The sequence below is a fragment of the Actinophytocola sp. genome, from assembly GCF_009379765.1.
GTDB lineage: Bacteria > Actinomycetota > Actinomycetes > Mycobacteriales > Pseudonocardiaceae > Actinophytocola.
Window position 1 is genome coordinate 1 of the sequence record NZ_WHTD01000140.1, and the last position, 21,965, is coordinate 21,965.

Consider the following 21,965-nt stretch of genomic DNA (forward strand, 5'->3'; position numbering starts at 1 on the left):
CGAGGCCGACCCGGACGCCGCCGGCGCGGAGCCCCGCCGGGGCCTGCGCAACCGCCAGTCCCGCGACCCCCGCCGCGAGGGCGGCCGAGACCCCGGCACTCCCCGAGGCAACCGCGAAGACCGACCCGCCCGCGGTGACCGCGAAGACCGACCCGCCCGCGGGCACCGTGGTGGCGGCCGAGGCCGCCCCCGCGACGGCGAGCCACCCCCGCGCCGCCGAGACCCCGGCGCAGACCCCCGCCCCCGCCGCGACGACCGAGGCTCCCCTGCCCGCCGAGACCCCGGCGACCGCGACACCCCCCGGTCCCGCCAGCCCCGCCGCCGCCCCCCAGACCCGGACCGCTGACCCCAGAACCCGCGAGTCCAACCCCCAGGACCCGCGCGTCCAACATTCAGAACCCGCGAGTCCAACATTCAGAACCCGCGAACGGTGCCCGAGCTGCCGTGCTCGAGCTGCCCCGGCCTCGCCGTCTCGAAGAAAGACCCGCGCCTCCCCGAAGGGCGACGCGGGTCGGTCGAGCGCAGCGGCAGCTACCGGACGCCTTCCTTGAGCGCCTTCCGCAGCTCCCGCGGCAGCGCGAACGCCACCTTCTCGTTCGCCGTCGTCACCTCTTGCACGTCGGCCCACCCGCGGTCGGCGAGCCAGGCGAGCAGGTCCATCACCAGCACGTCCGGCACCGACGCGCCGCTGGTCACCCCAACCGTCGAGACGCCGTCGAGCCAGGCCGGGTCGACCTCTCGGGCGTAGTCCACGAGGTAGGCCGACGAAGCGCCGGCCTGCAGCGCGACCTCGACCAGGCGCTTCGAGTTGGACGAGTTCGTCGAGCCGACCACCAGCACCAGGTCACACTCCGCGGCCATTGCCTTCACCGCGACCTGGCGGTTCTGCGTGGCGTAGCAGATGTCGTCCGAGGGCGGGTCCTGCAGCTCCGGGAACCGGCCCTTCAGCTGGTTCACCCGCTCCATGGTCTCGTCCACCGACAGCGTCGTCTGCGAGAGCCACACGACCTTGGACGGATCCCGGACGGTGACGCGATCCACGTCCTCCGGCTTGTCCACGAGCTGGATGTGCGAAGGCGCCTCGCCGGCCGTCCCCTCGACCTCCTCGTGCCCCTCGTGACCGATCAGCAGGATGTCGTAGTCGTCGCGGGCGAACCGCTTGGCCTCCTGGTGGACCTTGGTGACAAGCGGGCACGTCGCGTCGATCGTCCGCAGGCTCCGCGAGGCGGCTTGCTCGTGCACCGCAGGCGCGACACCGTGCGCGGAGAACACGACCAGCGCGCCTTCGGGCACCTCGTCGGCCTCGTCGACGAAGATCGCGCCGCGCTCACTGAGCGTCTCGACCACGTGCTTGTTGTGGACGATCTCCTTGCGCACGTACACGGGTGGCCCGTAGGTCTCGAGGGCCTTCTCGACGGTCACCACCGCCCGGTCGACACCGGCGCAGTAGCCACGCGGTTTGGCCAGCAGAACTCGCTTGGTCATGAACCCAGCGTACGTACCGGACTCGTCAGTAGGCAGATCGGCCGGACTGCGGCAGGGTAGACGCCATGAAGTCTCTTCCGCTCCCCGTGCGCGTCGCGGCCGGGCTCGCCGTCACCGCCGTGGAGCAAGCCCGCACCCTCCCCGCCAAGATCGCCGGCCTGCCGGTCACCGTGGCGAGCCAGGCGTTGCAGGTTTCGATGCGCGTGCAGCAGCAGGTCACCGAGCTGGCCATCCGTGGTGACGAGGTACTCGCCGGTCTGCGCCCGGTCGAGGAGACCCCGGAGTGGGCCACCTTCGACGAGGACCTCGACAACGACGGCGACCGCTACGACCTCAGCAAGCCGTCCGCCTTCGACCAGGTCGACGACGCCGAGGTCGAGTTAGCGTCGGAACCCGAGCAACGCAACGGTTTCCATGCCGACCCGTGGGTGATGGAAGAGCGCGCGCTGGCCGAGGAGACCGAGGCCCACCAGCAAGAACAGGGTGTCGCCGAGGTCGAGAACTACGACGAGCTGTCCTTGCCGCAGCTGCGTGCCCGGCTGCGCCGCTTCTCCGTGACGGAACTCGCCGAGCTGCTGGACCACGAGCGCGCGAACGCCAACCGCCCGTCGTTCGTGGGCATGCTGACCCGCCGCATCGCGACGGTGCGCGACCAGCAGTGACCGAACCTTCCACCAGCCCAGAGCGGCCATGGCCGGTGCGGACGGTGGCGCGCAAGATCGCGGACTGGATCAACCGGCTCGGCGACATCTGGGTCGAGGGCCAGGTGACCCAGATATCCAACCGCCCCGGCACCGGCACCGCGTTCCTCACCCTGCGCGACCCCGCCGCCGACGTGTCGATGACCGTCACCTGCGCCACGGCGCTCCTTCGCGAGCAGCCGTTGTCCGACGGCACCCGGGTGATCGTCCACGCGCGACCGGCGTTCTTCATCGGCCGCGGCACACTGAGCCTGCGCGCCGACGAGATTCGCGCGGTCGGCATCGGCGAGCTGCTGGCGCGCATCGAGCGGCTGCGCAAGCTCCTTGCCGCCGAAGGGATCTTCGACCCGCGGCGCAAGCGCAGGCCACCGTTCCTGCCGCACACGGTCGGCCTGGTCACCGGCCGCGCGTCGGCCGCCGAGAAGGACGTGCTGACCAACGCCCGGGCGCGCTGGCCGTCGGTGCGCTTCCGCGTGGAGAACGTTGCCGTGCAGGGCGCGCTCGCGGTGCCGCAGCTCATCGACGCACTGTCCGCTTTGGACAGGGACAAGAACGTCCAGGTGATCGTGATCGCCCGCGGCGGCGGCAGCGTCGAGGACCTGCTGCCGTTCTCCGACGAGACGCTGTGCCGCGCGGTCGCCGACTGCCGCACGCCGGTCCTGTCCGCGATCGGGCATGAACAGGACACGCCGCTGCTCGACCACGTGGCCGACGTCCGCTGCTCGACGCCGACCGACGCGGGCAAGCGGGTGGTGCCCGACATCGGCGAGGAGTCCGCGCGGGTCCGCCAGCTGCGCGACCGCGCCCGCCGCGCGCTCCACGGTTGGGTGGATCGTGAGCGCCGCTTGCTCGACGCGCTGCGCAGCCGGCCCGTGCTCGCCGACCCCATCACCCCGCTGGAGCAGCGAAGTGCGCAGGTCAGTGCCCTTGCCGAGCGATCACGCCGGGCCGTGGTGAGTCGGGTGGTGAACGAGCGGTCGGCGTTGGACCACACGAAAGCGCGCTTGACGACGTTGGGACCAGCCGCCACGCTTGCCCGCGGGTATGCGGTCGTGCAGCGGGTGGACCAGGACGGTGGCCCGCATGTGCTCCGCTCGACGGCAGAGGCGCCGGAAGGGACCCTGCTCCGGGTGCGCGTCTCGGACGGCGCGGTGCACGCGACGGTGTCTGGGGTGACGAGCGCGACTGGAGGTAGCGGTGCCGAGACTGGAGCGTGAACCGACCTTCCTGCCGCTGACCATCAACGCGACCTTCGCGGTCGCGCGGGCCGCGGCCCACACCCCCGCGTTACGCGCGACGGCGGAGCTGGTGCGAGACCGAGCCCGGCGCGCGGACGCCGCCGCGGCGGAATGCTGGGCCGCCCTGTGCGCGGGCTGCGACGCGCCCGGCAGACGGGCCCTGCCGAACCGCCTCCGCGAGCTGACGGAGACGACATCGGTCTACGCCGGCACCCGCTGGTGGTTCGGCCGAGGTTCCCAGCACCGCGAGCGCGTGGCGAGCGCCCTGGCCAGAATCGAAGAGGCCGTGGACGAACGCGACGGCGCCGACTTCGCCGAGGCGTTCGTCGGGTACGACCAGGCGGTGGCCGCCGTTCTGGTGAACTCGCACAGTCGATTGGAGACCCCGGCGCAGTGACCGAGGAGCTGGACTACGAGCAGGCCCGGGACCAGCTGGCCGAGGTGGTCGCCAAGCTGGAGGCCGGTGGACTGTCCCTCGAGGACTCGCTGGCTCTGTGGGAACGCGGCGAGGCCCTGGCCAAGATGTGCGACCAGCACCTGGCCGGCGCCCGCGAACGCATCGAGTCGGCCCTGGCGACCGCGGAGTCGGAGGACCGGAAGTAACCCGGAACACCCGCCGCCCCGTCCTGTCACACCCGCGTGCCGCGCGGGGTCGAGTCAGTGACGAACTAGAGACGCCCCGGCGGGTGTGAGGAGCATTTCCGATGACTACCAGCTACATCGTCGTCACCATCGTGGGAGCCGCCATGGTGGCCTTCTCGGCCGGCTCCGTGTTTTTGCGCGCCAAGTGGGTCGTGCAGCCCCTGGCCGACTACGGCATCCCCAGCTCGTGGTTGCCGTGGCTCGGTTCGGCCAAGGCCGCCGGGGCCGCAGGTCTGCTGGTCGGCCTGTTCGTGCCGATCATCGGCGTCGTGGCCGGGATCGCCCTTGTGCTGTATTTCACCGGAGCCGTCATGACCGTGGTCCGGGCGCGCTGGTACTCGCACATCCCGTTCCCGCTGCTGTACGTGGCGCCGGTGGTCGGTTCGCTGGTGCTGGGGTTCGCCGCCTGAGCGCCGCCGGCGCGGTACGGTTCAGCGGCCGGTGAAGGTCGGGGTGCGCTTCTCCACGAACGCCGCCACCGCCTCGCGGTGGTCGGCCGTCGCGCCCAGCACGGTCTGGCCGGCGCCCTCGCACTCCAGCGCGGCCTCCAGGTCCGCGCCGGCGCCGGTGAGCAGCGCCTCCTTGATCTTGCCGTAGCCCGTGGTCGGCCCGGCGGCCATCCGCGACGCCAGCTCGACCGCGGTGGACAGCACCTCGGCGTCGGGGACCACCGACGTCACCATGCCCAGCGACAGCGCGTCCGGCGCGGTCACCGGTTTCGCCAGCAGCATCATCTCCATCGCGCGCCCGTAGCCGATCAAGCGCGGCAGGGTCCACGAGGCACCCGAGTCGGCGGTCAGGCCGATCGTCGCGAAGGCCATCAGGAACTTCGTCGACTCGCCGGCCACCCGCAGGTCGCACGCGTAGGCGAACGACGCCCCCGCGCCGGCGGCCATCCCGTTCACCGCGGCGATCACCGGCTTCGGCATCCCGGTCAGCGCCCGGACGATCGGGTTGTAGTGCTCGGCGACCGTCCGGAACGGGGCCGGGTCGTCCGACCGCAGCGCCGCCACGTGCTCGTTCAGGTCCTGCCCGGCGCAGAACGCCTTCCCGGCCCCGGTGAGCACGACCGCGCGGATGTCGGACGAGCCGGCGGCATCGGTGAGCGCGGCCAGCAGCAGCTCCTTGAGCTCGACGGTCAGCGAGTTGAACGCCTCCGGCCGGTTCAGGGTCAGCGTGCGGACCCCGTCGCGGTCGTCGACCAGCAGTGCTGCCAAGACGTTCTACCTCCAGATGTTCAGGCGGTGGACCTCGTGCGCGTACCTCGGTTGAGACAGTCGGAGAGGAAGGCCTCGGCGGCCGGCGCGAGCCGCGCGGTCTCGCGGTCGAAGAAGAGCGCCGCATCGGCGCCCGGCCAGTCCGCCGGCAGCAGCGACGCCGGCAGCCCCGGATCGCGGAACAGGAACCTGCGCCACGCGTGCAGCAGCTGCTGCGACGCGGCGAACGCCTCGGCCGGCACCGAACCGTCCACTACGGACACTCTGGGTAGCCACTCGGTCACGAACGTCGCGTAGTCGGCGCCGAGCGAGTCCAGGTCCCATGCCCGCGCGGCCAGGCCCGCGTCGTCGCCGTCGTGCTCGCCGTAGAACGCGCGGCCGGCCAGCCCCTCCGCGCCGAGGATCTCGGTGAGCTCCGCCGACGGTCGGGGCGCGACCCACGTCGTGGGTCCGAGCGGGCCGTAGCCGAGCAGCCGCAGCGACGAGTCGAGCCGCTCGCGCGCGCTGCGGGTCGGCAGCTCCTCCAGCACGAGCACCTGCCACCGACCATCCCAAGTGGAGGGATTCGTGCGATAGATGCGCATAGCCGCCTCATCGAGCCTGCGCTCGGCGCGCCTGGTCAGGGCGTACCCGGGCCCGTCGGCGAGGCGCACCGGGCGCAGCCAGTCCTGACGCACCATTCTGGACACCGCGGTGCGAATGGCGGGCGCCTCGAACCCGAGCGGCTCGAGCAGGCGCACCAACGCGGCGATGGCGGCCGAGCCACCTCGCGCTCTGAGGTAGCTGCCGTACACGTCGAACAGCGCGGACCGGGCTCGCACGATTTTCGAGTCTCTCAGCCGAGTGCGGGCCTGCGCCAGTGGGTTCCGATGCATAACGGCCGGTCATCGACACGCAGTTGATCGGTTCGATTTCACCGGCGAGATGCCATAGGGGAGAATGTCACCGTCTTCGGCCCGGTCGGCCCGGCCGAAGCAGGCAGGCTATGACGGAGGGAGCACGCTATGGCGGCCATGAAGCCCCGGACCGGTGACGGTCCCCTCGAGGTGACCAAGGAGGGTCGGGGCATCGTGATGCGCGTCCCACTCGAGGGTGGTGGGCGCCTCGTCGTCGAGATGTCGGCAGAGGAGGCCGGTGCCCTGGGGGACGCGTTGAAGGTCGCAGCAGGCTGAACCGGCGGTCCAGTGTGGAGGGCAGAGTGGAAAGCGCCGGCTAGCGCTTCGTCGAGTCTGGAGGACCGTTGCCCATGTCGGTACCCGCATTACCGACGGCACTCCCTGAGGTAGAGGTCAGCACCACCGCACGGCGGGCCACGCCGCTCGCCGTGCTGTGTCGCTCCGGGGACCCGACACCGACACCGGCCGCGCGGGAGGCGGAGCTCACCGGTGAGTGGATGAGCGCGGTCGCGCTCACCGGCAAGGCCGGCGAGGTCCAACCCGGACCGGTCGGCTCGGCGGTGCGGTGGGTCGCCGGGATCGGGGCGGGAGAACCCGGCCAGTGGCGCACCGCGGGTGCCGCGCTGACCAGGGCACTCAACGCGCGGATCGCGAGCGACATCGACGCCGGCCGTGCGGCGGAGCGAACCGTACAGCTCGAGCTGCCGGCCGACGCGGGCCCCGACCAGGTCGCGGAGCTCGTGTGCGGGCTGCGTCTCGGCGGCTACGGCTACGTCGTCAGCGGCGAGCCCGAGCCGCCGCGGGTGCGCACGATCCGGCTCGTGGCGAGCGGCGACGCGGACCTGCTCGTCGCCGCCGCGCGCCGAGCCGCGGTGCTGGCCCAGGCCACGTCGCTCGCCCGCGACCTGGCGAACACCCCGTCCAACATCAAGGACCCGGCGTGGCTCGCGCGCATGGCGACCCGGACCACGGGCCGCCTGCCGGGTGTCGGGGCAACCGTGCGCGACCACCACTGGCTCGCCGGGCACGGCTTCGGCGGCGTGCTCGCGGTCGGTGGCGGCTCCACCCGGCCGCCCCGGCTCGTCGAGCTCACCTGGGGTCGCCGCGGTGCGCCGCACGTGGTGCTCGTCGGCAAGGGCATCACGTTCGACACCGGCGGCATCTCGATCAAGCGCGCCGACGGCATGCACCTGATGCGCACCGACATGTCCGGCGGCGCCGCGGTGATCGCCGCGGTCGGTGCGATCGCCCGCCTCGGGCCGGACGTGCGGGTGACCGGCCTGGTGCCGTGCGCGGAGAACCACATGTCCGGGACGGCCTACCGCCCCGGCGACATCGTGCGGCACTACGGCGGGCGGACCACCGAGGTCACCAACACCGACGCAGAGGGCCGGATGGTGCTGGCGGACGCGCTGGCCTACGCCACCGAGCGGCTCGCGCCGGACCTGGTCGTCGACGTGGCCACGCTCACCGGCGCCATGAAGGTGTCGCTCGGCCTGCGCACCGGCGGCGTGTTCGCGTCGCGGGACGCGGTGTTCGACCGGGTGCGCGCGGCCGGTGAGCAGGTGGGCGAGCGCTGGTGGCGGATGCCGCTGTCGTCGGACACCGGCACGGTGGGCGACGAGTTCGCCGAGGCCGTGCGCAGCGACATCGCCGACGTCCGGCAGTGCCCGCCGGGGCCGGGGGGGATCGCGGCGGCGATGTTCCTGCGGGAGTTCACCGCCGGGCTGCCCTGGGCGCACCTGGACATCGCGGGTCCGGCTCGGGCCGAGCGCAACTACGACGAGGTGACCGCCGGGGCGACCGGGTTCGCGGCCCGGACCCTGGTCGAGCTGGTGGCGTCGTACGCGCGCTGAGTGCGGCGGCTCGCGAAGGCTCGGTCGAACAGGGCGAACTTGATGAGGAACACGGGACCGCTGGCGGCGAGGTAGCTCAGCGTGAGCATCAGCGCGCGCCAGCCCTGGTCGACCACGAGCGGGCCGAGCAACCAGTCGGTGACCGTGGTGAGCGCGATCGACGCGATGCCGCCGATGAGCGTGACCGTGAAGTACGTGGTCAGCTGGTGGCGCAGCCGGCCAGGGTCGGTGTCGCGCCAGGCCCAGTAGCGGACCATCAGGAAGTGCGGCACCGAGCCGACCAGGAAGGCGAGCGTGCTGGCCGCGGTCGCGTCGGTCCAGCCGACCCAGAAGACGGTGAGCAGCACCAGCTGGCTGATCCCGGTGGCGATCGCGGACGCCACCGTGAACCGCGCCAGCCTTATCCGGAACGGGCCGCTGACCAGGGTTGTTGTCGCCACAACGGCAAAGTTAGTAGCCGATGGCTGAACGCGCTCTCAGGAACCACCCGGATATCGACCGGACTTCACCCGGGGTCCACTCAGGGTCGATCCATGACCGACCGGTACACCTCGACGGTCCGCTCGGCCGCGCTGGCCCAGGAGAACTCGCGCTCGGCCCGCTCCCGGCCGGCGACCCCCATCCGCCGCGCCCGGTCCGGATCGGCCAGCAGATCGTTGACCTTGTCGGCAAGTCCCACCCGAAAGGCCGACTCGTCCGACGCGTCGTAGTGCACCAGCAGCCCGGTGTCACCCTCCGCGACCACCTCAGGGATGCCCCCGACATCGGACGCGACGACCGCGGTGCCGCACGCCATGGCCTCCAGGTTGACGATGCCGAGCGGCTCGTACACCGACGGGCAGACGAACACCGTCGCATGGCTGAGCAGCTGGCGAACCTCCGCCGGCTGGAGCATCTTCTGGATCCAGATCACCCCGGCCCGGGCGGCCGCGAGCTCGGACACCGCGGCCCGCGTCTCCTTGGCGATCTCCGGGGTGTCCGGCGCGCCCGCGCACAGCACGAGCTGGGCCGCCGGGTCGATCTGGTGCGCCGCGGCGATCAGGTGGCCGACGCCCTTCTGCCGGGTGATCCGCCCGACGAACACGACGATCGGCCGGTCCGGGTCGACGCCGTAGTGGCGCAGCGCGTCGTCCTCGGTGACCGGGTGGTAGGCGGCCGAGTCGATGCCGTTGCGCACCACCTTCACCCGGTCCGGGTCGAGCTCGGGGTAGCAGTCGAGCACGTCGGCCCGCATGCCCGAGCTGACCGCGATGACCGCGTCGGCGGCCTCGTAGCAGGTCTTCTCCACCCACGAGGAGAGCCGGTAGCCGCCGCCGAGCTGCTCGGCCTTCCACGGCCGGCGCGGCTCGAGCGAGTGTGCGGTGACCACGTGCGGGATGCCGTACAGCACCTTGGCGAGATGCCCGGCGAAGTTGGCGTACCAGGTGTGCGAGTGGACCAGGTCGACGCCGTCGACCGCGCCGGCGATCGACAGGTCCGCCGACAGCGTGCGCAGTGCCTGGTTGGCGTGTTCCAGCCCGGGGGCCGGCTCGTGCGAGTGCACGCCCTCACCCGAGCGCGGCGCGCCGAACGCGTGCACGTCCACGTCGACGAGCGCGCGCAGCCGCGGCACGAGGAACTCGACGTGAACTCCCGCGCCGCCGTACACCTCCGGCGGAAACTCGCGGGTTAACAGCCCGATACGCACGCTTGTCACGGTAGCCCGGCCGGCTCCGCGCGGTTAAGGTCAGCCCGTGAGCGAGCTTGCGAGCGAACCATCAACACAGGGCGCCCTATCAGCGAGCTTGCGAGCGAACCGTTCAACACAGTGCGACCGCGAGCGGCTCGACCGAGCCTGCGAGGGCGAGTCGTGAAGGGCCTGCCGCACGTGCTCGCCATCGTGCTCGCCGGTGGTGAGGGAAAACGGTTGTGGCCGCTGACGGCGGACCGGGCCAAGCCGGCGGTCCCGTTCGGTGGCAACTACCGGCTGATCGACTTCGTCCTGTCCAACCTCGTCAACGCCGGCTACCACCGGTTGTGTGTGCTGACCCAGTACAAGTCGCACTCGCTGGACCGGCACATCTCCACGACGTGGCGGTTGTCCAGCGTGCTCGGGCAGTACATCACCCCGGTGCCGGCGCAGCAGCGGCTCGGCCCCCGGTGGTACACCGGCAGCGCGGATGCGATCTTCCAGTCGCTCAACCTCGTGTACGACGAGCGGCCGGACCAGATCGTCGTGTTCGGCGCCGACCACGTGTACCGGATGGACCCGTCCCAGATGGTGGAGAACCACGTCGAGTCCGGCGCGGGCGTGACCGTGGCCGGGATCCGGGTGCCGCGCGCCGAAGCCAAGGCGTTCGGCTGCATCGACTCCGACCGGCACGGGCGGATCACCCGGTTCCTTGAGAAGCCCGCCGAGCCGCCGCACGTGCCGGACGACCCGGACGTGACGTTCGCGTCCATGGGCAACTACGTGTTCCGCACCGACGTGCTGCTCGAGGCGCTGCGCGCGGACGCGGCCAACCCCGAGTCGATGCACGACATGGGCGGCGACATCATCCCGATGCTGGTCCACGACGGCGGCGCGATGGTCTACGACTTCGACGACAACGAGGTCCCCGGCGCCACCGAGCGCGACCGCGGCTACTGGCGTGACGTCGGGACGCTCGACGCGTACTACGACTCGCACCAGGACCTCGTGTCCGTGCACCCGGTGTTCAACCTGTACAACCACCGCTGGCCCATCCGCACGGCCACGCCGCCGCTGCCGCCCGCCAAGTTCGTCAACTCCGGCTCGGCTGTCGAGTCGATGGTCGGCCCGGGGTCGATCGTCTCCGGCGCGTCCGTGCGCGAGTCCGTGATCAGCGCGGACGTGCTGATCGAGGACGGCGCCTCGGTGGAGGGCAGCGTCCTGCTGCCGGGCGTGCGGGTCGGCAAGGGGGCGGTGGTGCGGCGCGCGATCCTGGACAAGAACATCACGGTCGAGGACGGCGCGCAGATCGGTGTCGACCTGTCCGCGGACCGCGAGCGGTACACGGTGAGCCCTGGCGGTGTCGTGGTGCTGGGGAAGGGCGAGCGGGTCGAGTAGATCCACCCGGTTTCGGCGGTTTCGCTGTTCCGCGGCGGCGCGGGCACTTACCGTCGACGTATGGAGCCTCCGCCGTCACCGCCGCCGCCTCCGCCGGGTTCGCCGGACCCTCCTGGCCCGGGGATCGACCCGTACCGGGCGGTGTGGCAGATGAGCCAGGTCGGCGGCACCGGCCGCAAGTCGCACTGGTGGAGCGGCATGAAGCTGGGTGCCGGGATCGCCGGCGGGCTGCTGGTGTTCTTCCCGTTCGGCCTGATCGCGAGCGCGTTCTGGGGCTGGTGGTCCGGCGAGGCGAACTGGGGCGCCGGCGGGTGGGTGACCGTGCTGCTCGGGCTCACCGCGGCACTGTGCGTGGGCGGGTTCGTCGCCTCGGAGAGCTAGTGTCCCTCGGTAGGGGGCTAATGCGCCTTCGCGGCCACGAGCAGGCCGTCGCCCAGCGGCAGCAGGACCGGGACCAGCCGGTCGTCCTCGCGCACGGCTCGCGCGACCTCCCGTAGCGCGACCGTCTCGGCGTCCCGGCGCGCCGGGTTCGCCACCCGGCCGGACCACAGGACGCTGTCGAAGGCGATCACCCCGCCCGGACGCAGCAGCCGCACGCCCTGCTCGTGGTAGGTCGGGTACTCCGCCTTCGCGGCGTCGACGTACAGGAGGTCGTAGGCCTCCTCGGTCAGCCGGGGCAGCACGTCGAGCGCCCGGCCCATGATCAGCCGGGCGCGACCAGGCGGCACCCCCGCGTCGGTGAACGCCCGCTTGGCCGCCGCCTGGTGCTCCGGCTCCACGTCGATCGAGGTCAGCACGCCGTCGGGGGCCATGCCGCGGAGCAGGTAGAGCCCGCTGACCCCGGCGCCGGTCCCGATCTCGACCACCGCCTTCGCCCGCAGCGCGGTGGTCAGGAACCGCAGCGCCGCCCCGCTGCCGGGCGAGATCGGCGCACAACCCAGCTCGACGCCCTGCGCACGGGCCGAGGCGAGGGCGTCGTCCTCTGTGAGGTAGCCCTCGACGTACGCGGTGAGCGCGTCCGAGTCGATCGTCGGCGTATCGGATGCCACGGAGTGTGAGGTTAGCGTTGTCTGGCCGGAATCGGGTGAACGCGGCCTCAAGCGGTGCCCGGGCATTTCTCAGGCGCCTCTCAGGCGACTCTCACTACGTTCACATCGAGGCCCCGCATCATTCACGTTGACGGGGACCGACAGCGGTATCCAAGGGGACCCGGGACCGCACCGGGCGAGGGTGGGAACACGATGAGCAGTATCGGCGTTGAGAGTGGCAGTGGGGCTGACAGTCCCGAGGAGGTGGCTACCCGCCCGATGCACACCCAGTCGACAGGCTCGGCGGTGGCCGAGGCGCAACCGGTGCAGCTGGACGAGTCCAACTGGACCCCGCCGTCTTGGGACGAGGTCGTGCGGGAACACGCCGACCGCGTCTACCGGCTCGCCTACCGCCTCACCGGCAACGCGCACGACGCGGAAGACCTCACCCAGGAGACCTTCATCCGCGTGTTCCGCTCGCTCGCCAACTACAAGCCCGGCACGTTCGAGGGCTGGCTCCACCGCATCACCACCAACCTCTTCCTCGACATGGCCCGCCGCCGCTCGCGGCTGCGCATGGAAGGCCTGCCCGAGGACACCGACCGGCTCGCGGGCGACGACCCGAGCCCCGAGCAGGTCTACGTCGAGACACATCTCGATCCCGACCTGCAGGCCGCCCTGGACGAGCTGCCTCCCGATTTCCGCGCCGCGGTCGTGCTCTGTGACGTCGAGGGGCTGTCCTACGAGGAGATCGGCGCCACCCTCGGCGTGAAGTTGGGTACTGTTCGAAGCAGGATCCACCGCGGGCGACAGGCTTTGCGCGCGTCGCTCGAGCGGCGCAGGGAACTGGTATCGGAGGGTCGGTCGTGACCGACGAGCGCGGTTGGGGTCTGTCCGAACAGCATCTTCTGCCGGACGCGGTGGTGGCGTTCGTCGACGGCGAGCTGTCGGCGACGGCGCACGACCGGGCGGCCTCCCACATGGTCAGGTGCACGTACTGCGCGGCTGAGATCGTCGCGCAGCGGCAGGCGGCATCCGCGGTCCAGTCGGCTGACATGCCGTCGGTCCCGGCGGCGCTGCTCGCCACGCTGCGGGCCATCCCACAGCAGGTCGAGATGCCGGCCACGCCCGACGGTCTCGCCATGACCGACGACGGCCAGCTGGTCGTCGTCCAGAAGCCCGATCAGATGCCAGCGAGCTCGGCCCCTTTTGGTTCCAGCGCGCCACTCGGCTCGTCCGCCAAGCTCGGTGAGGGCCGGTCGGTCCTCGGCCGTCGTCCTGGCCGCCGTGCCGCCCAAGGCGCCGGTGTCGTCGTGTCGGGCCTCGTGCTCGGTGCGCTCGCGCTGGTCACCACGGGCAGCGGCAGCGACCAGCCCAAGACGCAGACACCGCCGGATGCCAACCGTCCCACCGTCGCGGGAGCGGACAGCGTTCAGCAGGCGGGCTATGTGCTGCGCACCGCCGGCCGCTGACCCGACCGCTACGCCAACTTCACCGGTGATCAGGCAGGCTGGCGACCGATGAACGACCAGGTAACCCCCGAGTCGAACGGCGCCGAACGTCCTCGCCTCGGTCCTCGACCGTTGCACCGCCCGCAGGTGGATCCCTCCAGCGCGGCGGTGTTCGGCCGTCCGGCAGGGGTCGACGGGGCGTTCTCGCCCCCGCCCGGCGGAGCCCCCGCCGCGCGGTCGGTGTTCGGCGAGATGAAGGTCGCCCCGCCCGCGCCCGAGTCGCTGGCCAGCGCGTTCGGCCGGCCGCCCGGTGCCACCGAGGTTCTGCAACGCCCACCCTCCGACGACGCGCCGAACGGCGTCGACCCGTGGGACGACGAGGCCGCCGGTGACCCGTGGCGCGATCCCGCCGCCGGCGCGGTCATCGGTCCGCCCGCGCTGGGCGCCGAGGACGCGAAGCTCGACGACGGCAAGACAGCCAAGAGCCGGCCCGCCGGTCAGCTGCTGAGCTTGCCGGAGCTGATCTTCGGGCGCCGGGTCAAGGTCACTGCGCTGCTCACGCTCGCGCTGGTCGCGCTGCTGGTCGGCGGGGCCGGTGGAGTGGCCGGCTGGTTCCTGGCGCGCAGTGGCGACTCGCTGCACAGCGACGTCACGCTCGCCGAGGTCACACCGGGCAAGGAGCGTCCGGCCGGCTCGGTGGCCGACATCGCGCGCCGGGTCCGGCCCGCGGTCGTGTCGATCGAGGTCAAGGTCGAGCAGGGCGGCGGCTTCGGTTCCGGTGCGGTCATCGACAGCTCCGGCTACATCCTCACCAACGAGCACGTGGTCACCCTCGGCGGTGCGGCCGAGGAGGGCCAGCAGATCACCGCGGTCTTCAACGACGGCACCCGTGTCAAGGCGGCCCTGGTCGGCACGGACCCGAAGACCGACCTGGCGGTCATCAAGGTCGACGTGCCCAACCCGACGGTGCTGCAGCTGGGTAGCTCGTCGGACCTCGAGGTCGGCGACTCGGTCATCGCTATCGGCTCGCCCCTCGGCCTCACCGACACGGTGACGCAGGGCATCGTCAGTGCCCTGCACCGCCCGGTGGCGGCCGGCGAGGAGGACGGCGAGCCGGCGATCTACGACGCCATCCAGACCGACGCACCGATCAACCGAGGCAACTCGGGTGGCCCGCTCGTGGATTCCACCGGCGCCCTGGTCGGCGTCAACTCGGCCATCGCGACGACGGACGCCAACTCCGGCAGCGTCGGCCTCGGCTACGCCATCCCGATCGACGACGCACGCGCCATCGCCGAGGCGCTGATCCGCGACGGCAAGGTCAACCACGCCGACCTGGGGGTCAACGCCGCCTCCGTGTCCGCGGACACCGCTGACGGCGCCCGGGTCCAGAACGTGAAGGACGGCGGCGCGGCCGGCAAGGCCGGTATCGAGCAGGGCGACGTCATCACCAAGGTCGGCGACCGAGATGTGGCCAACGCCGCAGAACTGATCATCGCGGTGCGCAAGCACAAGGCCGGCGAGACCGTTGCGGTCGTGCTGGCGAGGGACGGCCGTGAGCTCACGGTTCAAGTGACCCTCCAGTCGGATTGATTGGCTACGCTGGACTCGTAGAGGTACGCGCGGCGGAGGTAGGCCACAGTGTTCGACAGCATCGGCTGGGGCGAGATCCTCATCATCGTCGTGGCCGGCTTGTTCATCCTGGGGCCTGAGCGCCTGCCCTCGGCGGCGGCGTGGTTGGGCCGTAACGTGCGCAAGGTCCGCGAGTACGCCACCGGCGCGAGAGAACAACTCCGCTCCGAGATGGGCGACGACTTCGACGAGCTCCGCAAGCCCCTCCAGGACCTGCAGCAGCTCCGCAACTTCGACCCCCGCCGAGCGGTGACGAAGCACCTCTTCGAGGACGTCGACTCGGGGAACGGCCACAGCAAGCCCAACGGCCACACGCCGCCCCCACCGGCCCCCGCCAAGCGCGAGGACCCCACCCCGGGCGACGCCACCACAGGAACGGGCGAGAAGGCACCCTTCGACCCCGACGCCACCTGACCCGACGCCCACCTGACCGACGCCCACCTGACCGACGCACGGCCGACCCGACCGCGAGATGGCCGCCAGGCCGGATCCCCTCAGCCATCAGCCGACTCTGGCGGTCGGTAGCTCTCCAACGAGATCGCCGTGGCCGCCCGCTGAATCGGGGCCATGACCTTCGCGAGCAGTCGCTCCCTGCCCGGTGTCCTCGCCATCAGCCGCATCATGATCATCGACATCCGGACCTGACCCTTGCTCCGGATCACCATCCGCTTGATGTTTGCCGGACCCAGCGCCTGGTTCCGCGCCACGAACGGCCGCATCCGCTCCTCGTACCCCGCGAACGCCGCCTCGAAGTCACCCTCGGCCGCGGCCAGCTCGCCGGCCAGTACGAACGCACCCACCAGCGCGAGGCTCGTGCCCTGCCCGGACGCCGCCGACGCGGCGTACGCGGCATCGCCCACCAGCGCGACCCGACCCGTCGACCCAGCTGTCCATGTGCACCTGGCTCAGCGAGTCGAGGTAGAAGTCGGGCGCGTCAGCCATGCCGTCCAGCAGCCGCGGGATCTCCCAGCCCTCGCCGGCATACGCGTCGGCCAGCGTGCGTTGCTGCAGTGCCTGGTCACGGTGGTCGAACCGCTGCATCCCCGTCTCGAACAAGAACATCGCCTTCGCGCCGGTGTCCCGCGCGGTGCTGTACGTGAGTGCCGTCCGGCCAGGGCCGACATAGGTGAGCTCCCAGCGGTCGAGCTCGAGGTGGTTCGGCACGCTGAAGATCGACACGTGGTAGCCGAGGTCCCGCACGTACCTCGACTCGTCGCCGAAGGCCGCCGCGCGGGTGTTCGAGTGCAGCCCGTCCGCGCCGATCACCAGGTCGAACCGCCGCTTCGCGCCGCTGGCGAAGGTGACCTCCACGCCGTCGGATAACGAGGTCAGCGAGGCGATGGAGTCGTCGAACAGGTACTCGACCTCGTTCTTGGTCAGGTCGTGGAGCAGCCGGTTGAGGTCGCCACGCATGATCTCGGCGTCGTCGTGCTCGCGACCGCCGAACATGTCGCCGTCCATGCTCGCCACCCGGCGGCCGGTGGCGTCGACCACCGACGCGCCTCGCACGTCCGTGCGCAGTCGGCGGATCTCGTCGAGCAGGCCCATGCGCTCGACGACGGTGAGCGCCGCACCCCGGATGTCGATCTTGTAACCGCCCTCGCGTACCTCGGGCGCGCGCTCCACCACGGTTGGCGTGAAGCCGTTGTGGTGCAACCAGTGGGCCAGCGCGGTCCCGGCGATGCCGGCGCCGGAGATCAGAATGTTCGCGTTTCTCATGAGACCGACAGTACAGGCGTGTCAGACATATGTGCAAGACCTCCGTCTCACACGTCTGTGTCAGACGATGGTACGGTGAGCTCATGGGAAACCGAGAAGACCTCCTCACCGGTGCCGAGGAGTGCCTGTACGAGAAGGGCTACGCGCGCACCACCGCGCGGGACATCGCCTCGCGGTCCGGTGTGAGCCTCGCCGGCATCGGCTATCACTTCGGCTCGAAGGAGGCGCTGCTCAAGGAGGCCTTGCGGGAGGCGCTGGAGAAGTGGGGGAACGAGGTCGGGGCCATCATGACCAGCGACTTCCCCACCGATCGGACCGCCGACCGGTTCGCGGCCATCTGGTCCAAGGCCATCGAGTCGTTCCAGCGGTCGGCCAAGCTGTGGGCCGTCCAGTTCGAGCTGCTCGCCATCCTGGAGCGGGAGCCCGACCTACGCATGTCGTTCGCGGAGGACACCCGGCAGGCCCGGATCGCGCTCGCCGACATGTTCGGCGTCGTCACGGAGGACGACGACGAGGCGATCAAGGTAGGCGCGCTCTACCAGGCCTTATTAGGCGGGCTGGCCGCCCAGTACCTGGGCGACCCGGAGAGCGTGCCGTCCGGCGCCGACCTGCTCGAGGCCGTGCGGTTGATCGCCCCTGACCTCATGCCGCCCAGGGACTGAACGAGTCAGAACGAGCGGATCAGGCGGGGGAGACCGACAGCATTCGGCCCGACAGGCCACGTGCGCGGGTCGACAACCGGGTCGCGATGGCGGTCAGCACCTTCGATGCCTCGGCGTCTGGCTCCGACGTCACCAGCGGCGTGCCGTTGTCCCCCGACTCGCGCAGGCGCGGGTCGAGCGGCACCTGACCGAGCAGTGGCACCTCGGCGCCGATCGTCTTCGACAGCGACTCGGCCACGTCCGCGCCGCCGCCGGAGCCGAACGGCTCCATCGAGAGCCGTCGGGCAGCTCGAGCCAGGACATGTTCTCGATCACGCCGGCCACCCGCTGGCGGGTCTGCAGGGAGATCGCGCCAGCGCGCTCGGCCACCTCGGCCGCGGCCTGCTGCGGGGTCGTCACCACAAGGATCTCAGCATTCGGGATCAGCTGGGCCACCGAGATGGCGATGTCACCGGTGCCGGGAGGGAGGTCGAGCAGCAGCACGTCGAGGTCGCCCCAGAACACCTCGGCGAGGAACTGCTGCAGCGCGCGGTGCAGCATGGGTCCGCGCCACACCACGGGTGTGTTGCCGGGAGTGAACATGCCGATGGAGATGACCTTCACGCCGTGGGCCTCGGGCGGGAGGATCATCTTCTCCACGCGGGTCGGCTTGCCGTGGGCGCCCAGCATTCGAGGGACCGAGTGGCCGTAGATGTCGGCGTCGACCACGCCGACCGAGAGCCCGCGGGCGGCCATGGCCACCGCGAGGTTGACCGTGAGGCTCGACTTGCCGACCCCGCCCTTACCGGATGCGACGCAGTAGACCCGGGTCAGTGATCCTGGCTCGGCGAACGGGATACGTGGTTCCTCGGCATCGCCGCGGAGCTTGCGGCGGAGATCGGTGCGTTGCTGGTCGCTCATCACGTCCAAATCGACCGTGACATGCCGCACTCCGTCGACGGCCGACACCGCAGCCGTGACGTCGCGGGTGATCTTGTCCCGAAGTGGACAGCCGGAGACCGTCAGGAAGATCTCCACGTGAACGGTGCCGTTCTCGCCGATGGTCACGTCCTTGACCATGCCGAGATCGGTGATCGGCTTGTGGATCTCCGGGTCCTGCACGCCGGAAAGCGCCGCACGCACAGCGTCGACGTCGGGAACCTGAGTTGGCTCGCTGGTCGTCACACATTCATGCTACGGGCACTCCACTACCTCCGGACCGGTGACCGCATCCGTTGTCATGCGCTCGAACACACGCATTCCGTAACATCACGATCGTGGCGGAGCCAGCCGTGACCCGGAGGCCGACCGGGAATGAGCTCGACGCGTGGCGCTCGTTCCTCCGGGCGCACGCGCGACTGGTACGCGTCCTCGAGACCGAGCTCGTCGCTGAGCATCCACTGTCCCTCGGTGGGTATGACGTGTTGGTTCAGCTCGCAGAGGCTCCTGGCCGGCGGCTGCGGATGGCCGAGCTCGCCGACGCCGTCCTGCTGTCCCGATCGGGTGTCACCCGGCTGGTGGATCGACTCGAGGTGGCCGGCATGGTCACCCGCGAGCGCTTCACCGGCGACGGTCGTGGCGTTGTGGCGGTACTCACAACAAAGGGCGTCGACACGTTGCGCTCGGCCGCGCGCACGCACCTGGCCGGCGTGGTCCGGCACTTCATCGACCATTTCGATGCCGAGGAGCTGGCCGGGTTCGGCGAGATGTGTTCCCGACTCGCGGAGTAGCTCAGCCGTCCACCCAGCGGGGGTCGTCGCGGATCGACTCGGCCGTCAGCCGTGGCCTCGGGTTGAGGTCCCTGCGCAGTCGGTCGAGCTCGCCGCGCAGGTAGTCGCGAGTGGCCACCTCGCCGATCGCCAGGCGCAGGGCCGCCAGCTCGCGGGCCAGGTACTCGGTGTCCTCCTTGGTCTGCGCCGCGCGTGCCCGGTCCTCCTCCAGCGACACCCGGTCGCGGTCGTCCTGGCGGTTCTGGGCCAGCAGGATCAACGGCGCCGCGTATGCGGCCTGCGTGGAGAACGCCAGGTTGAGCAGGATGAACGGGTACGGGTCCCAGCGCAGCGACACCGCGACCAGGTTGAGCGTGATCCACACGAACACCAGCAGCGTCTGCCAGAACAGGAACTTCCCCGTGCCGAGGAACCTGGCGAGTCGCTCGGAGAGCCGGCCGAACGCCTCCGGGTCCCACGACAGCCGCAGCCGGCGGGGCGAGCGCGGCTGGTCCAGCCGGCGTCGGGCATGCAGGTCAGGCATCGGCGGTCTCGCCTTCCGTCACCGGCTCCCACGGGCCACCCTCGCGCCAGCCCGCGGGCAGCAGGTGGTCCAGCACGTCGTCGACGGTCACCGCACCGACCAGGTGTTCGGTGTCGTCCACGACGGGCGCGCACACCAGGTCGTAGGCGGCGAAGTACCGGGTGACGTCGGTGAGCGACGCGTCCGGTGGCAGCCGGGCCAGCTCGGCGTCGATGGCCCCGGCCACCAGCTGTGACGGTGGTTCGCGCAGCAGCCGCTGCAGGTGCACGCAGCCGATGTAGCGACCGGTCGGCGTGGCCGACGGCGGCCGGCACACGAACACCATGCTGGCCAGCGCCGGCGTGATGTCGGGGTTGCGGACCATCGCGAGCGCCTCGGCGATCGTCGCGTCCGGGCTCAGCACGATCGGCTCCGGCGTCATCAGCCCACCCGCCGTGTCGGCGGAGTAGGCGAGCAGCCGGCGCACCGGGTCGGACTCCTCGGACTCCATCAGCTCGAGCAGCCGGTCCTGGTCGAACTCGGGCAGCACGGCGAGCAGGTCGGCGGCGTCGTCGGGGTCCATCGCTTCGAGGATGTCGGCCGCGCGCTCCTCGTCGAGGTGGGCGAGCAGGTCCTTCTGGTCGTTCTCGGGCAGCTCCTCGAACACGTCCGCGAGTCGGTCGTCGTCCAGGCCGTCGGCCACCTCGAAGCGGCGCTTGGCCGGCAGGTCCCGGAGCGCGGCAGCGACGTCGGCGGCCCGCATCGTGTCGAAGACGGCGAGCAGCTGGTCCGTGCCCTGCGGGGTGGAGGAGAGGTCGGTGACGCCGGGCCCGCGGATCTCCTCCCAGCGCAGCACCTGGATCGGGCCGCGGCGGCTGAGCCGGCCGGTGCGCTGCTGGACGGCGACCCGGCCGAGCACCCAGTCGCGGGTGCGGGTGGGCTCCATCGCGGTGTCGACGACGACCGCGGTCACGTCGGTGTCCGTGATCGACACGTGCGCGTCGAGCAGCTGGCCGACGACGAGCACCTCGTTGGGCCGTTGGTGGAACCGGCGCAGGTTGACCGAACCGGTGGCGAGCGTGACCGCCGAGGCGTCGATCGAGGTGACCCGCAGCATGGGCACGAAGATCCGCCGCCGGGTCGCGAGCTCCACGACGGCGCCGAGCACCCGCGGCGCCTGCCGGTCGGTGCGCAGCGAGGCGACGACGTCGCGGATCTTGCCGATGGACTCGCCGTCCGGCCCGAAAACCGGCAGGCCCACCAGTTGCGCGACGAACACCCTGCTCGAGGAGCCCACGGCGTCAGGCTAGCCGTTCGGCCAGCAAATCACCCGGCGGTGAGCTTCGCGACGAGGTTCTTGTCGAGGCCGTCGATCTCGCCGTACGGCACCGCGATGGTCGGGATGCCGCACGCGTTCGCGAAGCCCGCGATCCGGGGCAGCTCGAGGGTGAACTCGATGGCGTTTCGGGTGAACCCGATCCGGACGACGTCGCCGAGATCGCTCCTGGTGAAGGACAGCCGGCCCGGCATCCCGCAGACGCCGCCGTCGTGGTCGAGGGCTCGGGCGACCTCGGTCAGGTCGACGGCGTCGGTGAAGATCGCGTCCGCGGCGAGGGCCGCACCGGTGTGCAGGTCCACCGTCGTGGCGGTCGCCGTGCTCCAGTCGCTGTTGGTGATCAGGTCCGAGCGCACCCGGTGGTCGTAGTGGACGGACACGAAGTCGTTGTTGCGCAAGGTGATCTCGGCCCTGGTGGCGAGGTTGAACGGGGCGTTCTGCTGCGGGTGGCCCGCCGTGAGCTCACGGGTTGCGGCGATGCTCTCGCGCAGCTGGTTGATCTCGTCGTCGACGGAGGAGCGGAGGGCGTCGTTGATCCGCTGCTGCACCGTGCCGTTCGGATGCCCGGACACCTGGACGACCTGCGCGGAGACGTTCAGGATGACGTCGTCGTAGCTGGTTCGGACGGTCTGGGTGTCGACGCTGAGCGCCTGTGCTTCGGCGACGGGTGGCCCGTCCCCGTTGACCCCGACGACGATCACCGTGGCCCCGACGACCACCGCGACGGCGATCACGACAGCCGCCACCTTCGCGGCAACGGCGGCGGCCACCCCACCGGCGACCGAACCACCGGCCGCGACGGTGGTGGCGCCGCCCCCGGCGAG

At 71.2% G+C, this 21,965-nt stretch carries 26 protein-coding genes and 2 pseudogenes; 15 read left to right on the top strand and 13 right to left on the bottom strand.

Annotation, left to right across the window (positions count from 1 at the left end; translation table 11 throughout):
- Together GEV28_RS31960 and GEV28_RS31965 are read right to left on the bottom strand one after the other, a co-directional pair.
- Nucleotides 1-367 (bottom strand): annotated as a pseudogene (locus GEV28_RS31960) (hypothetical protein); the annotation flags it as partial.
- Nucleotides 368-531: 164 nt separating this feature from the next.
- Complete coding sequence (locus GEV28_RS31965) at nt 532-1,485, bottom strand: 4-hydroxy-3-methylbut-2-enyl diphosphate reductase (RefSeq protein WP_291416287.1); 954 nt, start codon at nt 1,483-1,485, stop codon at nt 532-534.
- Nucleotides 1,486-1,550: 65 nt separating this feature from the next.
- Here GEV28_RS31965 and GEV28_RS31970 point away from each other — a divergent pair, with 65 nt between their 5' ends.
- From GEV28_RS31970 to GEV28_RS31990, 5 genes are all read left to right on the top strand, one after another.
- Nucleotides 1,551-2,147, top strand: a complete 597-nt coding sequence (locus GEV28_RS31970) for a lipid droplet-associated protein (protein WP_291416290.1) — start codon at nt 1,551-1,553, stop codon at nt 2,145-2,147.
- The gene (gene xseA, locus GEV28_RS31975; RefSeq protein ID WP_291416292.1) at nt 2,144-3,403 is read left to right on the top strand and encodes an exodeoxyribonuclease VII large subunit; all 1,260 of its coding nucleotides are present in this window, start codon (nt 2,144-2,146) and stop codon (nt 3,401-3,403) included. The genes GEV28_RS31970 and xseA overlap by 4 nt, the downstream gene beginning before the upstream one ends.
- The gene (locus GEV28_RS31980) at nt 3,384-3,821 is read left to right on the top strand and encodes a sugar ABC transporter substrate-binding protein (protein ID WP_291416294.1); all 438 of its coding nucleotides are present in this window, start codon (nt 3,384-3,386) and stop codon (nt 3,819-3,821) included. Before xseA ends, GEV28_RS31980 begins: the two co-directional genes overlap by 20 nt.
- Nucleotides 3,818-4,027, top strand: coding sequence for an exodeoxyribonuclease VII small subunit (locus tag GEV28_RS31985; RefSeq protein ID WP_291416296.1), 210 nt, complete (start codon nt 3,818-3,820; stop codon nt 4,025-4,027). The genes GEV28_RS31980 and GEV28_RS31985 overlap by 4 nt, the downstream gene beginning before the upstream one ends.
- 101 nt (nt 4,028-4,128) lie before the next feature.
- Nucleotides 4,129-4,476: a DoxX family protein gene (locus GEV28_RS31990; protein WP_291416298.1), complete on the top strand. Its 348-nt coding sequence runs from the start codon at nt 4,129-4,131 to the stop codon at nt 4,474-4,476.
- A 21-nt stretch (nt 4,477-4,497) separates the two neighbouring features.
- Here the strand turns inward: GEV28_RS31990 and GEV28_RS31995 are convergent, their stop codons facing one another.
- A complete protein-coding gene (locus GEV28_RS31995) occupies nt 4,498-5,283 on the bottom strand; it encodes an enoyl-CoA hydratase-related protein (protein WP_291416300.1) in 786 nt (261 codons plus the stop codon).
- Between the two features lie 20 nt (nt 5,284-5,303).
- Nucleotides 5,304-6,104, bottom strand: coding sequence for a PaaX family transcriptional regulator C-terminal domain-containing protein (locus GEV28_RS32000; protein ID WP_291416302.1), 801 nt, complete (start codon nt 6,102-6,104; stop codon nt 5,304-5,306).
- Nucleotides 6,105-6,287: 183 nt separating this feature from the next.
- On the opposite strand from GEV28_RS32000, the gene GEV28_RS32005 reads away from it, so the two are divergent.
- Nucleotides 6,288-6,455, top strand: coding sequence for a DUF3117 domain-containing protein (locus tag GEV28_RS32005; protein WP_291416304.1), 168 nt, complete (start codon nt 6,288-6,290; stop codon nt 6,453-6,455).
- Between the two features lie 74 nt (nt 6,456-6,529).
- Nucleotides 6,530-8,035, top strand: a complete 1,506-nt coding sequence (locus tag GEV28_RS32010; protein ID WP_291416305.1) for a M17 family metallopeptidase — start codon at nt 6,530-6,532, stop codon at nt 8,033-8,035.
- Here GEV28_RS32010 and GEV28_RS32015 read toward each other — a convergent pair.
- Nucleotides 7,957-8,475 (bottom strand): GtrA family protein, encoded by a 519-nt coding sequence (locus tag GEV28_RS32015; RefSeq protein WP_291416306.1) that lies wholly within the window; start codon nt 8,473-8,475, stop codon nt 7,957-7,959. The genes GEV28_RS32010 and GEV28_RS32015 overlap by 79 nt on opposite strands.
- Nucleotides 8,476-8,555: 80 nt before the next feature.
- Nucleotides 8,556-9,722 (bottom strand): glycogen synthase, encoded by a 1,167-nt coding sequence (gene glgA / locus GEV28_RS32020; protein WP_291416308.1) that lies wholly within the window; start codon nt 9,720-9,722, stop codon nt 8,556-8,558.
- Between the two features lie 162 nt (nt 9,723-9,884).
- Between glgA and glgC the strand changes: the two genes are divergently transcribed.
- Nucleotides 9,885-11,102: a glucose-1-phosphate adenylyltransferase gene (gene glgC / locus GEV28_RS32025; protein ID WP_291416309.1), complete on the top strand. Its 1,218-nt coding sequence runs from the start codon at nt 9,885-9,887 to the stop codon at nt 11,100-11,102.
- Between the two features lie 150 nt (nt 11,103-11,252).
- Nucleotides 11,253-11,483, top strand: a complete 231-nt coding sequence (locus GEV28_RS32030) for a hypothetical protein (RefSeq protein ID WP_291416310.1) — start codon at nt 11,253-11,255, stop codon at nt 11,481-11,483.
- Between the two features lie 17 nt (nt 11,484-11,500).
- Here the strand turns inward: GEV28_RS32030 and GEV28_RS32035 are convergent, their stop codons facing one another.
- Nucleotides 11,501-12,151 (bottom strand): O-methyltransferase, encoded by a 651-nt coding sequence (locus GEV28_RS32035; protein WP_291416311.1) that lies wholly within the window; start codon nt 12,149-12,151, stop codon nt 11,501-11,503.
- A 258-nt stretch (nt 12,152-12,409) separates the two neighbouring features.
- On the opposite strand from GEV28_RS32035, the gene sigE reads away from it, so the two are divergent.
- Genes sigE through tatB form a run of 4 tightly spaced genes read left to right on the top strand, consistent with a single transcriptional unit; the run spans nt 12,410 to nt 15,627 of the window.
- A complete protein-coding gene (sigE, locus tag GEV28_RS32040) occupies nt 12,410-13,000 on the top strand; it encodes an RNA polymerase sigma factor SigE (RefSeq protein WP_291416327.1) in 591 nt (196 codons plus the stop codon).
- On the top strand, nt 12,997-13,602 hold the full coding sequence (locus tag GEV28_RS32045; protein WP_291416313.1) for a zf-HC2 domain-containing protein: 606 nt from the start codon (nt 12,997-12,999) through the stop codon (nt 13,600-13,602). Before sigE ends, GEV28_RS32045 begins: the two co-directional genes overlap by 4 nt.
- A 48-nt stretch (nt 13,603-13,650) precedes the next feature.
- A complete protein-coding gene (locus GEV28_RS32050) occupies nt 13,651-15,174 on the top strand; it encodes a trypsin-like peptidase domain-containing protein (protein WP_291416314.1) in 1,524 nt (507 codons plus the stop codon).
- A 48-nt stretch (nt 15,175-15,222) separates the two neighbouring features.
- Nucleotides 15,223-15,627, top strand: a complete 405-nt coding sequence (gene tatB, locus GEV28_RS32055; protein WP_291416315.1) for a Sec-independent protein translocase protein TatB — start codon at nt 15,223-15,225, stop codon at nt 15,625-15,627.
- Between the two features lie 80 nt (nt 15,628-15,707).
- Here tatB and GEV28_RS42685 read toward each other — a convergent pair whose 3' ends face one another.
- Nucleotides 15,708-16,013, bottom strand: coding sequence for a hypothetical protein (locus tag GEV28_RS42685; RefSeq protein WP_367115238.1), 306 nt, complete (start codon nt 16,011-16,013; stop codon nt 15,708-15,710).
- Complete coding sequence (locus GEV28_RS32060) at nt 15,967-16,932, bottom strand: FAD-dependent monooxygenase (protein ID WP_367115239.1); 966 nt, start codon at nt 16,930-16,932, stop codon at nt 15,967-15,969. Before GEV28_RS32060 ends, GEV28_RS42685 begins: the two co-directional genes overlap by 47 nt.
- Before the next feature lie 83 nt (nt 16,933-17,015).
- Between GEV28_RS32060 and GEV28_RS32065 the strand changes: the two genes are divergently transcribed.
- Nucleotides 17,016-17,594, top strand: a complete 579-nt coding sequence (locus GEV28_RS32065) for a TetR/AcrR family transcriptional regulator (RefSeq protein WP_291416317.1) — start codon at nt 17,016-17,018, stop codon at nt 17,592-17,594.
- Between the two features lie 19 nt (nt 17,595-17,613).
- Here the strand turns inward: GEV28_RS32065 and GEV28_RS32070 are convergent.
- Nucleotides 17,614-18,758, bottom strand: a pseudogene (locus tag GEV28_RS32070) (Mrp/NBP35 family ATP-binding protein).
- A gap of 92 nt (nt 18,759-18,850) precedes the next feature.
- Between GEV28_RS32070 and GEV28_RS32075 the strand changes: the two are divergent.
- A complete protein-coding gene (locus tag GEV28_RS32075) occupies nt 18,851-19,303 on the top strand; it encodes a MarR family transcriptional regulator (RefSeq protein WP_291416320.1) in 453 nt (150 codons plus the stop codon).
- A gap of 1 nt (nt 19,304) precedes the next feature.
- Here the strand turns inward: GEV28_RS32075 and GEV28_RS32080 are convergent, their stop codons facing one another.
- The 3 genes from GEV28_RS32080 to GEV28_RS32090 all read right to left on the bottom strand — a co-directional run.
- Nucleotides 19,305-19,826, bottom strand: a complete 522-nt coding sequence (locus GEV28_RS32080) for a DUF1003 domain-containing protein (RefSeq protein WP_291416322.1) — start codon at nt 19,824-19,826, stop codon at nt 19,305-19,307.
- Nucleotides 19,819-21,102 (bottom strand): CBS domain-containing protein, encoded by a 1,284-nt coding sequence (locus GEV28_RS32085; protein WP_291416323.1) that lies wholly within the window; start codon nt 21,100-21,102, stop codon nt 19,819-19,821. Before GEV28_RS32085 ends, GEV28_RS32080 begins: the two co-directional genes overlap by 8 nt.
- Nucleotides 21,103-21,131: 29 nt before the next feature.
- On the bottom strand, nt 21,132-21,965 hold an 834-nt coding region (locus tag GEV28_RS32090), incomplete at its 5' end, for a hypothetical protein (protein ID WP_291416325.1).

Coding starts and splice junctions, on each gene's coding strand:
- GEV28_RS31965 (WP_291416287.1), bottom strand. CDS start 1,485: ATGACCAAGCGAGTTCTGCTGGCCAAACCGCGTGGCTACTGCGCCGGT.
- GEV28_RS31970 (WP_291416290.1), top strand. CDS start 1,551: ATGAAGTCTCTTCCGCTCCCCGTGCGCGTCGCGGCCGGGCTCGCCGTC.
- GEV28_RS31990 (WP_291416298.1), top strand. CDS start 4,129: ATGACTACCAGCTACATCGTCGTCACCATCGTGGGAGCCGCCATGGTG.
- GEV28_RS32005 (WP_291416304.1), top strand. CDS start 6,288: ATGGCGGCCATGAAGCCCCGGACCGGTGACGGTCCCCTCGAGGTGACC.
- GEV28_RS32010 (WP_291416305.1), top strand. CDS start 6,530: ATGTCGGTACCCGCATTACCGACGGCACTCCCTGAGGTAGAGGTCAGC.
- GEV28_RS32030 (WP_291416310.1), top strand. CDS start 11,253: ATGAGCCAGGTCGGCGGCACCGGCCGCAAGTCGCACTGGTGGAGCGGC.
- sigE (WP_291416327.1), top strand. CDS start 12,410: ATGCACACCCAGTCGACAGGCTCGGCGGTGGCCGAGGCGCAACCGGTG.
- GEV28_RS32050 (WP_291416314.1), top strand. CDS start 13,651: ATGAACGACCAGGTAACCCCCGAGTCGAACGGCGCCGAACGTCCTCGC.
- GEV28_RS32060 (WP_367115239.1), bottom strand. CDS start 16,932: ATGAGAAACGCGAACATTCTGATCTCCGGCGCCGGCATCGCCGGGACC.
- GEV28_RS32065 (WP_291416317.1), top strand. CDS start 17,016: ATGGGAAACCGAGAAGACCTCCTCACCGGTGCCGAGGAGTGCCTGTAC.
- GEV28_RS32080 (WP_291416322.1), bottom strand. CDS start 19,826: ATGCCTGACCTGCATGCCCGACGCCGGCTGGACCAGCCGCGCTCGCCC.